Source organism: Desulforhabdus sp. TSK, assembly GCF_022836495.1.
In the GTDB taxonomy this organism is placed as follows: domain Bacteria; phylum Desulfobacterota; class Syntrophobacteria; order Syntrophobacterales; family Syntrophobacteraceae; genus Desulforhabdus.
The window spans coordinates 1-426 of record NZ_BQXM01000174.1 but is presented as its reverse complement, the minus strand read 5'-3'; the positions used below and the strand labels follow the sequence as shown (position 1 = coordinate 426).

Here is a 426-nt window from a genome sequence, read left to right as displayed (position 1 = left end):
TGTGGGCCACATCGGCCAGACCGCGCAGATCCACCACATCGGAGCTGGGGTTGGAGACGATCTCGGTGACGATCAGCTTGGTGTTCTCCTGGACTGCCGCGGCGAAGTCCTCGGCCTCGTCCGAGTCCACAAAGGTGGTCTCGATGCCGAAGCGGCGCAGGCTCACATCCAGCTGGGGGACGGTCCCGCCGTAGAGCTTGGAGCTGGCGACGATGTGGTCGCCCTGGCCGCACAGGGCGGCGAAGACCAGGAACTCCGCGGACATGCCCGACGCCGTGGCCACCGCTCCGATGCCGCCCTCCAGCGAGGCGATGCGCTCCTCCAGAGCGGCGACCGTCGGGTTGCCGATGCGGGAGTAGATGTTGCCGTACTTCTGCAGGGCGAACAGGTTGGCGGCGTCGTCGGTGTCCTTGAAGACGAACGAGG

Annotated in this window: 1 protein-coding gene; it reads right to left on the bottom strand. The window is 66.9% G+C overall.

The features are described from left to right. The coding region (locus MWC30_RS22010) for a PLP-dependent transferase (protein ID WP_244086332.1) at positions 1 to 426 on the bottom strand (426 nt) is incomplete at both ends.